Consider the following 13072-nt stretch of genomic DNA (forward strand, 5'->3'; position numbering starts at 1 on the left):
TCCGTAACAAACAAATAAGAGTTGATTATTTTTTTAAAAAAAAATAGCTAATTCATCCTTTGGCTTAGCTTTCGCCATTAAACAATAAGAAAAAATAAAACTGTCATGCCCGACAATTCTTCTACTTTTTTATAATAATTTACTTTACTAAAAATATGATTTATAATATTGGAAGTACTATTTTATATTCTTTTGCTATCATATAAATATGACATCAGCAATGGTAAGTTGATACCCATTATTTTAGAATGTAGGTAAGTAATTTATTTACCATATTCTAAATATGGTAAACAGTTGTTAGCTTAACCTTTATAATTAACTTAATTCTTAATCACAAAACCAATAATTTCAACACCTTCTCGCCTAAAACCTCATCTAGTTCCCCATCCTCTAAAACAGAAACAAAGCCCATTTTACATTGATGCTCTATTTGTGAATGATTTTCTTCTTGATCCAAGACATAATCATCTGTTAAGTACGATTTAAAACTATTTTCTCGAGTTTCTCCTGGATACAGTAACAAGGTTTTTTCTGCATCCCAAAAACGACAATACGCATACATTTGACGTAAATCACTTACTGAAGAGGTATTGTTTTTTGGTCTTTTCCATTTTGTGTCGATTATAAATTTTTGAGAACCTTTACGCAATACAATATCTGGTCTTAAACTATTGCCTCCCCAAAAGGATTTAGATTCTTGTCCTGACACTTTTATATCAGTACCTAAACAAGCCTTCTGTAACTGCTTTAAAACAAAGGTTTCCCATAATTCATTCATATCAAATAATAGTGACAACATCTTTTCTTTTCCGCTTGAAATATCAGGCGAATAATTTAAAATAATTAGTCTCGCTAACTCTAATGAATTCGCATATCCAACAGATTTTCTATTTAACAGAACTTCATTCAGTTGTTTTTCGGTAATAGGTTTTTGGTCTACTTCTGGAAAATTTAACTGCACTCTGTTTGCTAAATCCTGTAATCTAGTTCCGTTTGTAAACTGAGTAACAATAATTAACGCTTTTTGTAATACTTGATGTAAAAAGTGATTGCTATCGTACACTTGATGCGTAGTATAAAAACGTTCTTTATGAACTATATTTTTTCGAATATGTCCTGCAAATTCTAATTTACCTTTTAATGCTTTTGTATTTTGTGTTTGCTTTCTATAGTTCTTAATCAAACCTTTTCTAACCAAGCTTTCTACTTCTAATAAGTACAATTCAAAATAAACTTCTAGTAAATTAAGATGCTGTCTTTTTACATGCGCTGCTCCAGTAGATGATGCTTTTAGCTTTCCGCATGCTTGTAACATTTTTAATAAAACACCTTTCCATTTAGTATCCGCATCATCTTTATCTGCTTTTGGGTGAATCTCAATAGTTAAACCATCTACCTGAATTACACCAACATACTGATTAAATTTAATCCCTTTAGCAATAGGTTCAAAATAGTTACCATCGTGATATTCGTTCAGTTTTAATAGCGCATCTAAATGTACTTGGCTAAAACCTTCCTCACCAACATATAAACGTTGGTGTTCAAAAACCGATATTGTCTTATTACTTATCAATTATTCTGCTTCCTTTTTTCCTAACAATGATAAAACTGCATCGATTACATTATCTTCATTTACCTGCTTTAAAAGGAATGAAGGTGCTTTAAAATCATTTGAATTTTCATACGAGAAATCAGCAAAATTGATATCATCATTTTTTTTCTTTTCTACAAATCCTTTCCCTAACACCAATCCTATTTTACCATAATCACCATAAAAATACTCTTGTAACAAAGGCACTATTTTAGTATTAAAAGCATTGGCTAGTTTTTCTTCTGAATTTACATTACAAAAGTACGAATGACCAATTGCATGATCTCTATCTATTAATAACTCTATACGCTCGTTTATCTTTTCTAAAACTTCAGACAGCTTAATATCATCTACTTCTTCATTTTCTATAACGGTATAATCTGGCATCATTTCTTTAAACTCAAAACGACGTCTTAATGCAGTGTCTAATGCTTCTACAGATCTATCTGCTGTGTTCATGGTACCGTAAATATCTAAGTTAGAAGGCACACTGAAATTTGTTTTAGAATACGGTAACTTAATACTTAACTCATTTTTAGCACCACTTCGTTTATCGGTTTCAATAAGCGTTATTAACTCCCCAAAAATAGCAGAAACATTCCCTCTATTTATTTCATCTATAAAAATAGCATATCTATTTGAAGGATCATTCTTCGCTTTTGTACACAATTTTTTAAAAACACCTTCTTCAATCGTGTATCCTAAATCTTTAGTTTCTTCTTCTGTTTCTGGAAAAACAGGTTTGATTCCTTCTATAAAATCTTCATAAGCGAATGATTGATGAAAAGTTACAAAATCGTAATTTTTTATAACCGTTTCATTATTGCTTTTAAAATTGTTAACTTCATCTATTATATCATATATTTCAGGAACCTGCTCTTTTGTTTCTTCTTCAAGTAACTGCCACATTTTATCATTATTCTTATCAAAAATTAATGGGTTTTGACGTTGCTTATACGCTACATTTTCAGAAGAAATTATCGTATGCATTTGTAATGTTCCCCATATTGTAGCTCTCACATTTTTAGATTCTGATAACGATGCCTTCGTTTTCACCCATCTATTCTCTAGAATATCATTTACTTTAGAGGTTCCATTTTCAATAAGTGCTATTGCTATTACTTGCCACCAAGTTAAATTCGTTATTTTATCTTCAAAAAACTTTTCTTTGGTAATAGCATTTTCCCTAAGCGTATATCTATCAAACAACTGATCTTTTAAATAATACGTTTTCCCTGTTCCTGGAGGGCCGTATAGAATTTGATTTGTTGGCATTTTATCAAGCATAATATATTGTTCTTCTTCCTCTTCAACAGTTTCTGTTATTGGCTTTAATAAATTTGGGTGTCTATCTATAAATAATAAAAAATCTTGAGTTAACCAGTTTAAATCTAATTGCGATAATTCTGATTTATCCAATTCTTTACTAATAAATTCAGTAATCTCTTTATCCTCTAATAAAACATTGCATATTGTCTCCATTGGTTTTTGCATATTAATGACAAAATCAATGTTACTACTTCTTAATTTTATTACAAAAACCTTTCTAATAATATCAGCAAATGAAGTTCTACTTGCTGGGAAAATCGAATTAGGGGCTAAAACAGACATCCAACAAGACAAAATAGGAAAACTCATATTACGATTAGAATAATCTATATTTTCTAATTCTAGACCATTATAAAAATCTCTAAAAATTTTAATATCTTCAATTCCAATATATTTACTTAGCTTTTCTCTAGCTCCTTGTTTAATAAATTGTACTCCTTTAGCATCGGTGTAATTTTCATTCTGAGAAGCCAAACATAGCTCTAAAATTTCTTCATCTGTTTGCTTATCAAAATTGACTCTTTCAGTCAACCAATTTGCCCATTCAAACTTGTACAGCTCAACATATAACCAATTATCATTTATTAGAGCGCTTTTGTAATCTTGAATTAAACCATCTAGTTTTGTATTGCTACTTTGTTTTTTGTAATCAATTAAATTCATTACTTCTTCATATTCTTCTTTAGTTGCGGAAAAATTCGTGCCTTGGTTACCTGCCTTGAAATTATTAAAAATGGATCTATTTTTAATGTCTTTCCATAGTATTGGGGTATCTGCAAAAGAATGTTCAATTTTAATTTTTACACGTTCTTTAGCTAAAGAATTAGATGTATCCATATAGTATTGTTGCTCAAATTGTTCTTCCTCGAAAACACCTACTTCTGAAGTAACCTCAGCAAGTGCATAACAACCTGCATCTTTTCCTGTTTGCCAAATAATAACTTTATCTCCAATGGCTATTGTTTCTTTATGTGCTGCTACTTTCCAACTTTTTAAATGTCCTGATTTTAGTGCTCCTATAGTATTATAAATCTTCGGATTCCCTTGAAAGATCCAATAATTAGGAGCTATATAATCAAACTTTTCTGTTAGAAATTTGATGTAATTATTTTTTCCTAAAATAGCTTTTGGTATGCCATTGCTATTTTTAGAATCGTACTCTATAAAATCTGGATTTTTAATACGTTCTTTCTTACTCATCATGAATAAAATAGTACTTACCAATCCATTTACATTCTTTGGGTCTACCAAAAAGAAATCTATGTCATCAAAAAAACTATTGATTTCATCTAGCTTCTTCTCAATACCTTTATTAGTAAACCCTAAATAAGCTCTGTAAGAATCAAACGTGTTTTTATTTAACCATTTGGCAAAGTCTTTTTTAACATCGATTAAGCGTTCTTCATATTCTTTCCATAATACATGACAATATGTAAAAAACTCATCATCTTGAGGTTTTAATTTTAAAATAGCTTTATGAAAATAAGAAATCGGAGTTTTGTTATTGTATTTGATATCTAAATTTGATGCTATCACACGCAACGCATCTAACTTGAACATGTTTACACAATTATAATCACCATATAAAAAGGCTATTTTCCATTTGTAAGCATTACCTAAATCTAGAGTATCAATAACTTCTAATGTATTATTTTGTGCTGCCTTCGCAATTTTAATAATGATGCTTTTTACTGTTTCAAACGCTTCTCCTTTGCCTTTTTTATCTCCTTCATATTTTTTAAACCAGGCATATTCACCATCTGTGTTCCGATTGCTTTCTTCTTTAACCTCGCCACTACTATTTCGTTTGTATATCCCAAACTTATAAGAACTTCCTCCAACAATACTTCCTAAATCTCTAGTAATATGTTCTAACCAATAACAAAATGAATTTTCTCTATTAGTATCTGTATATTCTTCTAGAGTCATATTTTGTAACTTCTCTAAAGTCCAATAGTCTAAAAACTCTTGTTTTAACTTATATAATTTTTCGTTCATCTCTTTTTTTACAATAATAAATCCATTCCGTTCAAAAGCATTAAAACACTCTGTCCCTTTACCAACCTTAAAATTACTTTCTACTTTTTTACCTTCCGCATGGTAATATGCATAAGCCATAATTGAAGGAGGTGGATATTTTTTATCATTATAAATTACATCATACGTTAATGAAGGACCAAAACCATCTGGATAACTTTTTTCCTCATAGTCTTGAATTCCTTTTATTATGTGTTCTCGTTTTACTTTTTCAAATAACATATGTGACTTGTAATAGGGTTTAATTAACAGATTATTTTAGTAGTCGAATAAGGTTTTTTGATAAACATCTCCATTGAATTTTTTAATTAATTCACGAATAAATTCATAATGTTTTGCATAGTGATTCGGAAGAGTTATCATTTTTATTTGCTTTAACTGACATAGCTCCTCTTTCACTTTATCCGATTGTATTCGACTTTTATTTTGATAATGTTCAATTCCGTTAAATTCAAAAATTATTTTTGGAACATTGCTTTCATAAAGAACACCATCAAATTCCTTTTTATTTACTAATTTATTATGCATTTCTTCAGGAAATACTTCTACTATCTTAACGTTTCTCTTAAACTTGGTGCCTTTAATTTGGCAATAATGTTGCATTGTTTTATAGAATTCATCTTCAATAATGGAATTATTAGAAAAACCAATAGTAAATTTATTAGCAATACTCTCAGAAATTTTAATAGCCCCATTTTTTTCGACATAATTAATCAACGCATATAGGTCATCATCTTTCCTAGATAAAATATCGATAGCTTTTCTATCAGCTACTACAACTAGATTCTCCTTGGCTCTTGTAACACCTACATTTATTAATTGACTATTATTTTTAATCCAATCGTACGTTCTTGAGGTTGTATTTCTTGAAATTGCAGTGGAAATTATAATGGTTTTATTCTCCTGTCCTTGAACCTTGTGAATTGTTCCACAACTCACCGAAGAATCTATTTTCCCATTAGCAATTGCCGCTTTTATATAATGATTTAGAACTTCTTCCTGATTTCGAAATGGTGTAATAATAAAGACATCTGATAATCCGTTTTCTTTTATGTAATTTACTATTTCAATGGCTTCTTCTATCTGTGAATTTTTATTTTTATGATTTACATTGTTTACGTCTATTAATTTTAAATCACCTTTTCTTTTGATTTCTGAAAGATTTAACTTGCTCTCATAAAACCTCATATTAGAATAGTTAATAATCTGCCTTCCACAGCGATAATGGTAACGTAATAGTATATCTCTTGAAATACTGTCTATTTGTTTGTATACTGAAAGAATTGAATTGTGGAAGTAATTGTATTGTTCATCAATTCTAAATTGCCTCATTAACTCTTCATTTCTTGACTCTTCAAAAACAACAATAGGTTTTAATTGGTTTGTATCTCCGATCAAAACCATATTTTTACATTTTGAAATTGGTATTAAACTAGTAGCAATATCACATTGACCAGCTTCATCCACTGTTAACAAATCAAATTTAAACTTATCTCCTAATCTACGACTTGAGATGTTAGTTGTAAGAATAATTGGAAAAACTTTGGTGAAATTTTGTAAATTCTCGTCTAGAGAAATCCATGTATTAAATTGCTTTACTTGTGTTTTTTCTTCTTCTATATAAAGTATTTCAATGAGGTCGCTATATTTTTTTGTTTTTAAGCGTTTTATGTATCTTAAAGACTCAAAATAAAAAAATTGCTGTAATTGATAATTCCCTTTAATAATTTCAAAGATTCCTTTAACATTATCATCGGTAGTTATTGGAATTTGATTTAAGCGTTCTTCTAGTTTCTTTTTTTCTTCTTCAAGTCGCCAGTAGCTATCTTTACCTTTTGCAATTAAGCCATTAATAAATTCTAAATTTTGTTCTATGTCTAACCTCTGTTCATAGTTTTCTAATCTACTGAGTAATTTTCTGTTATTTTCTTTAGACTTTTCTTTTAACTTAAATAATAGATTCTCATTGGGCGTATCTCTTGTTTCGAACTCATAAAGTTCTTTTATTTTTTTTAATGCTTCTGCTGTACATTTGTTATTTCCTAATCTAATAACAGGAAATAGAATCTCTTTATTTCTATAGGTCCCTAAATGTAATTTATCTTTTATTCCATCAATAGGAACATTGTTGTTAGACGCAATTAATAAGGTTTTATTGTTGGTTAAACAGTTAACCACAATATTTAAGATGGTTTGTGTTTTACCAGTTCCTGGCGGCCCCTGTACATAGGTAATTGGATATTTTAATGAATTATAAATAGTACGGAGTTGATCTATATTGACATTATCGTCATAAAGGACAATGTGAGGCTCTTTTCTATTTTTTCTACTTAGTAATGAAAGGTTTTGAAAAAAGGCTTTTAAAGGTGTTTCTAATTCTTTTTTTGCGTGTTCGGAGTGTATTTGATCATAAATATTAGAAATATCAATTTGCGCATATCCAAGAACAACAATTTCTGGCCTAGTATTAGGTAACTCGCCTAATCTAAAATTACCTGTTAATTGTTCTATTGTACCATTTTTATCATTTAGATATAAGGCTTCAAAATCTGTTCGGCTTAAATCTGTATAATAAGACAGTGAATATTTAGTACCCTTAATGTAGAAATCTGAATTGAAAAGTATTTTAGATCCTATTTTAAGTTGTTTCTCAACAGGATTATAAGATAACATCCTATATGCGACTACAAATTTACCTCTGGATTCTATGTCTATTGAAAATTCGCATAACGCCAGTTCATAATCGTAAAATGTATTATAATCATTATTATAAATTTCTTTTATGATGTGCTTTTGCTGTTTATCTGATAACTGATAAGGGTTTTGATTTATTAACTCATGGCTATCGACGTTTGGAATTAAGTGCTTTTTATGTAAAAATGGGTTATTATTTGCTTTGTAGCATTCTAAATAATAGTTTAATATATTATTGCTATACCTGTCAAATTCATATCTCTGCAAACTTTCATCATTGGTAATCTTCTCTATCAGTTTATCAGTAACATCATAGTGTGAAAATTTTAAGATTTCAACGGTCTGTATACTTGAAATAAAAATCTTTGCATTTAAAATTGGCTCATCTTTAGTAACATTAAATATGTTTACATAAAGTTCTCCGTTTGCGTTTATATCTAATATCGCAATCCAAAATGGAGTAATTTCGCCATTTTTATTTTTGTACTTAATGCTAAGATATTTACCTTCTCGGATAGCCTTACCAATTGCTAAAGTTATGTTTCTGTCAATCATTTATTAGGATATTTGTTCTAATAGATCATTTAGATGTTATTAGACAAAGTGCTTACTTAAATAAATTATTTTCCGTGGGTATCATTCTTTTGGCAGCTTCTACCATATAAATGGCATTACAATTGGGGCAAGACAAATAATACTCATAATAGAAAGATTTGTTTGGTTTTATCTTGCGTTTTTTAGGTGTTTTTTTCTCTGTAGGTGTATTACACTTTCTACATAAATCACCTTCTTTTTCTATGCTTTTTTCTTGATAATTTTCAATATGTTCTAAGTAATCTAAATACCCTTCATCCTTAATTTTATCTTCTGCGTTTATGCCCAAATTTGCCAAATAATCGCAGCGTTCGTTCTCCAAATGGCCAGCATGCCCTTTTACCCAATTAAAAACAACTTCATGTTTTTTTATAACAGCCAATAATCGTTGCCATAAATCCTTATTGAGTACTAAATTACCTTTCTTTTTAATCCAATTATTCTTTTCCCAATTTACTGCCCATCCTTTTTCTATACTATCTACAACATACTTAGAATCTGAATAAACGGTAACTCTTGCTTTAGTATTTATTTTTTCTAAACCAAAGATTACAGCCATTAACTCCATTCTGTTATTGGTAGTAAACTCATAACCTGCAAAAAACTCCTTTTGTCTGCCTTTATGTTTTAAAATGGTTCCAAAACCACCTTTACCCGGATTTGGTTCTGCACCACCATCTGTAAATAATTCTATATCTGGTATTGCTTTCTTCATGTCATTTCTCTTTTACAAGACCTTCTCTGCAAATAATTTATAATAGGTATCTGCAAAATCTTTTACTTGACTTCCAATACCATTTACCATTTCATCAAAATACCCTTTGTCTGTACTTAGTTTTTCTAAGGTATTGGTACTAGATAAATTTAAAGGATTGTTACCTGGAGTTTTAATATCTGCTACTAAGGGCCAATAAGAACTTAATCTAAAATCACCATCTCTTAAAGCATCGTAATTATTTTTTCTATCAAATATGCCTATAAAAATACGACCGTTATTATTTCCTTTTCCCGAAAAGGATTCTAAACCAAAAAGAACATTGTTTTTTTCAAGATTATCGGAATTTAGCCAGATTTGAGAATACACGTGAGTTGTATTATTTCCTAAATATGCCCCCACAGGTAAAGACATACTGTTTATTTTTTCACAAATAGCATTTCTTAATTTTTCTCTAATACTTTCTACTGCTTTTTCATAATGAGCATGAATGTATTTAGCTTCCGATAAATTTTTTACGATCAAATCATTTAGATTAATTTCTAATTCTTTAGCCATTGTATTTGTAAGATTTTTTATTAAAATTTGGTATTGTTTTATTGCATTTTCTACTATTGATCCACTTTTAACGATGGACAAACATTTTGATAACCAATTTAAAACATGCTGATTATAAGAGATAATTTCATAATCTTCTTCGGTTAAAGTTAGCAGACTATTTTTAGAAGGAGGTGTTCCTGTTTTATTTAAATAATACAATTTACAATCTCCACCTTTATATAGACTATATCTATACATTTGATTTTTTTGATCTCCTGCATTAATTTTGTTTTCTATGGCAATTGCTTTTCCATCAGGAAAAGTGATTAAAATATCTATAAAACCACCTGTTGTGTAATCTTTAGAAATTTTACCCAAATGATGTTCTGGCTTTATCTTAACAAGCTTTAAACCTTCATCATTATAGGCCTCATACTCATACCCAATTTCATCTAAAAACAACTTTAAGAATTGTACACCATAATAATGATTCCCTTTTGGGTCTAACAATGCTACCAACATTGCAGAGTGCGTTTTAGTTTCATTGGTTTCCATACCCAATATCGAAAACACATTAAAGTCTTCTCCTTTTTCTTTTTTCTCTTTTAGATGTACATCAACAATCTTTTTAGAGGTATTTAGTAGCCTTTCTAATTTTAAATATTCCATAAAATGTTTTTTTTACAACTCCCCCTTAAAAGCCTGGTCTAACAAACTGCTCTTTAAGGCTTTTAAATGAGTTAGCTTTTGGGTTTGGGTTTTTAATACTGATTCAAATAATATTTCTTGTTGTTTAATACTTTTAACTATTTCACTTTGTTCAGTTAAAGTTGGTAAAGCAAATGGAATTTTCTTAAGTTCCTTAACTGAAACAATATTTTTTATAGCAGCTCCTTTCGTTTTTAGTTGACCTTGATTCACAAAATTCTTAAAGAAATAAGTAAAGTAATCATTAGAAATAATTGAATTATCTAATGAGATTTTTAACAAAGCTTGATTGATTATACCTTTTTTTATATTTTTTGGAGCTATTGCTATTTTTCCAATTGTACCTGAACAACTAATGATTAAATCTCCAGGAACAACTTGAAAACCTTTTAATTCCTCAAATTTTTCATCATTAATATAATAGTGACCTAAACTAAAATCATTTTTAATTGCATTTTTTTGTTCGTAAACCTTATATCCTTTTTCAACGAAAAAAGCTTTTTTCAAAGCACTACCAAAAGGACCTCTTTTTATAGAGTGCCTATCCTTTTTAACAACATTTGGAAGCGTTTTTGTTTTATACTTTTTAGCTAATCGCCCAAACTCCTTGTCCAAAACACTCCCCATTAAAGCTTGGGTATGTGCAATATTTTCTTCTAACAAACCAATAGCTTGGTTTATTTTGGCAAACAAACCATCTAATTTAGCTACAATACGTTGTTGTTCTGGTAATGGTGGAAGTGGGATTTTAAACTTTTTTAGACTTGCTGCAGAAAGGTTTGGTTGAGCTGTTCCATTATCATATTTTTTAATCATTTCAGAACAAAAATGACTTTCTAAAAACAATTTTAAAAATCCTAAATTTACTTTATCACATGGTCTTATAATAACTAATGATGATGCTATTCCTCCATCAATATCTTGTTCAATTTCTGCAAACTTACCTAAGGAACCTCTTAAACAAAAAAGAATATCCCCCTTTCTAACCTTACCACTTCCCAATAAATCAAATCTTTCTTTTGAAATATAATTTAATGAACTTTCATTTATTTTATTATCAGATATGTTTCCAGCACTAAAAAAAGGTATTCCTTTATCTACATAAGCTGTTCTTGATGGATAATTTTTTCCTCGATCTCCGTTTTCAAAATCGCAAATTTCTGAAAATAACGTTTCTTTGAATTTACCCATCAATCAAGCTTTCAATTTGGTTCATTAATGTATTTATTTGGCTATCGTTTTGTTTGATAGCAGTTAACAATTCTTTTGGGCTTTGGTGTATAACCTCAACTACTTTATGTGGGTTTTTGGCGCTTAAATCGTAATCTTTTATGTCTTTTACGTTAACTGTCCAGTTGTTGCATTGCCCGCCTTCGCTTCCTTTCTTATTCGTTTTGGTCTTCTTTTGGTCTTCGACTGCGCTCAGACTGACATTTTCGTTCAGGGTGACAGCATCTTTTAATTTGGCATTGGTGTGGTTGCGTTCTTTTGGGTTGTGAAATAAGTGTACAAACTCTGCCATATGCTCGTAAGCAATGGGTTTGTTTTTGGTGAGTTTGTAAGGAGGTGTTACATCGTAATACCAAATGTTGTTAGTAGCGCCTTTTCTATCAAAATAGATAATATTGGTTTTTACACCACTATAGGGTAAAAACACACCTGCTGGCAAACTCACAATGGTATGCACATTAAAGTTTTCTAACAAGGTTTGTTTTACTTTGGTAAAGGCATTATTGGTTTGAAACAAAACGCCTTCTGGTACTACAATTGCGGCACGACCTTCTAGTTTTAGCATTTTCATAAAATGCTGCATAAATAGAATCTCCGTTGCGTTACTTTCAACAGGAAAGTTTTGTTGTATCTGCTTTTTTTCTTTTCCTCCAAATGGTGGGTTTGCTAAAATAACATTGTGTCTGTCCTTTTCTTGATAATCACGTATGTTTTGAGTTAGCGTATTGCCTTTATACACATTGGGGCTTTCTATACCATGCAAAATCATATTCATCATCCCCATCACATACCCCAAACTGGTTTTTTCCATCCCAAAAAAGGTATCGTCTTGTATGGTTTTCCAATCTGCAGCAGATAGTTTTTCTTTTTTATCACCTTTGGTTAAAAAATCGAAAGCTTCTACTAAAAAACCACCAGAACCAACAGCACCATCATAAATGGTATCACCCACTTTAATATCTGTGGTTTCTACCATGGCAGTAATAATGGCTCTTGGCGTGTAAAACTCTCCCGAGTTTCCACCATCGCTTCCCATACTTTTTAGTAGGTTTTCGTACACTTGCGAAAGCTCAAACAACTCATCACTACTCTGAAAATCTAGTGCATCAATAATATCTAAAACCTCACGCAACGTATGTCCGCTTGCAATACGGTTATCTAAATACTCAAAAATAGCACCTATTTTATAAGTTAAAGTTTTCGGATCATTAGTAGTGCTTTTAAATGCTTTTAAATACGGAAACAACGTATTGTTTACAAAGTCTATTAAATCGTCTCCTGTTAAAGCACGTTTTACATCTAGTTTACCAGCTTCATCTTTTGGGCACGCCCATTGATGCCAACGTAAATCTTTACGTAACACATACGTATAGTCTGTACCTTCTAAAAAAGCCTCGTCTGCTTTATTGTCTTCGTAATCGTTTAAAAATTTAAGAAACAGAATCCAAGAGATTTGCTCTGTGTAGTGCATAGCACCAGAAATACCATCGTCTCTTCTTAAAATATCTGTAATCCTGTCTATGTTGTTTTGTATGCTCATTTATGTATTTTGTTGTCATTGCGAGGAACGAAGCAATCTGTTAATTGTTTTCGATTCCTCTTATGAGCTTACTTCGTGCCTCGCAATGACGTTT

At 30.1% G+C, this 13072-nt stretch carries 7 protein-coding genes; all 7 read right to left on the reverse strand.

The genetic code is table 11. The features are described 5' to 3' along the window. Nucleotides 1-331: 331 nt before the first annotated feature. Genes WHD07_RS08530 through WHD07_RS08560 form a run of 7 tightly spaced genes read right to left on the reverse strand, consistent with a single transcriptional unit; the run spans nucleotide 332 to nucleotide 12978 of the window. On the reverse strand, nucleotides 332-1573 hold the full coding sequence (locus WHD07_RS08530; RefSeq protein WP_343330847.1) for an McrC family protein: 1242 nt from the start codon (nucleotides 1571-1573) through the stop codon (nucleotides 332-334). Next, the gene (locus WHD07_RS08535; RefSeq protein WP_343330848.1) at nucleotides 1574-5179 is read right to left on the reverse strand and encodes an EVE domain-containing protein; all 3606 of its coding nucleotides are present in this window, start codon (nucleotides 5177-5179) and stop codon (nucleotides 1574-1576) included. It abuts the gene before it with no gap. Between the two features lie 36 nt (nucleotides 5180-5215). After that, nucleotides 5216-8206, reverse strand: a complete 2991-nt coding sequence (locus WHD07_RS08540) for an AAA domain-containing protein (RefSeq protein ID WP_343330849.1) — start codon at nucleotides 8204-8206, stop codon at nucleotides 5216-5218. 52 nt (nucleotides 8207-8258) lie between these two features. Beyond that, on the reverse strand, nucleotides 8259-8960 hold the full coding sequence (gene rnhA / locus WHD07_RS08545; RefSeq protein ID WP_343330850.1) for a ribonuclease HI: 702 nt from the start codon (nucleotides 8958-8960) through the stop codon (nucleotides 8259-8261). 12 nt (nucleotides 8961-8972) lie between these two features. Beyond that, on the reverse strand, nucleotides 8973-10169 hold the full coding sequence (locus WHD07_RS08550; protein WP_343330851.1) for a PD-(D/E)XK nuclease family protein: 1197 nt from the start codon (nucleotides 10167-10169) through the stop codon (nucleotides 8973-8975). 12 nt (nucleotides 10170-10181) lie between these two features. Further along, complete coding sequence (locus tag WHD07_RS08555; RefSeq protein WP_343330852.1) at nucleotides 10182-11399, reverse strand: restriction endonuclease subunit S; 1218 nt, start codon at nucleotides 11397-11399, stop codon at nucleotides 10182-10184. Next, nucleotides 11392-12978 (reverse strand): class I SAM-dependent DNA methyltransferase, encoded by a 1587-nt coding sequence (locus WHD07_RS08560; RefSeq protein WP_343330853.1) that lies wholly within the window; start codon nucleotides 12976-12978, stop codon nucleotides 11392-11394. Before WHD07_RS08560 ends, WHD07_RS08555 begins: the two co-directional genes overlap by 8 nt. Nucleotides 12979-13072: the final 94 nt, after the last annotated feature.

The sequence above is a fragment of the Polaribacter staleyi genome (genome assembly GCF_038024045.1).
Classification (GTDB): domain Bacteria; phylum Bacteroidota; class Bacteroidia; order Flavobacteriales; family Flavobacteriaceae; genus Polaribacter; species Polaribacter butkevichii.